At 63.6% G+C, this 228-nt stretch carries 1 protein-coding gene; it reads right to left on the bottom strand.

Annotated features, from left to right (window positions below):
* Positions 1-5: 5 nt before the first annotated feature.
* On the bottom strand, positions 6-228 hold a 223-nt coding region (locus ACQRC0_RS08855), incomplete at its 5' end, for a hypothetical protein (protein WP_427729348.1).

A 228-nucleotide genomic window follows, 5' to 3' on the forward strand; every position in this document is an offset into this window, starting at 1 on the left:
CCCCGTCAAGCCGTGACCGGAATCGGTGAAAATACGTTAGCGCAACCGGTGAAACCGCCTTTGCGCAAACGGCGCGCCTGTTTAGCGAAACTGGTGAAAAATAGATTGACGCTAACAAGGACGACCTTCTCCGAGGCGCGCACGGGCTCGTCGAGCTCGCGCAGGCGCGCCGTCACGAAGCGGTACCCCCGCGCCCCCTCGCCGTCCTCGGCGAAGATCCTGCGCACG

Origin of the sequence: Collinsella sp. SGI.033, assembly GCF_050315135.1 — a bacterium.
Classification (GTDB): Bacteria; Actinomycetota; Coriobacteriia; order Coriobacteriales; family Coriobacteriaceae; genus Collinsella.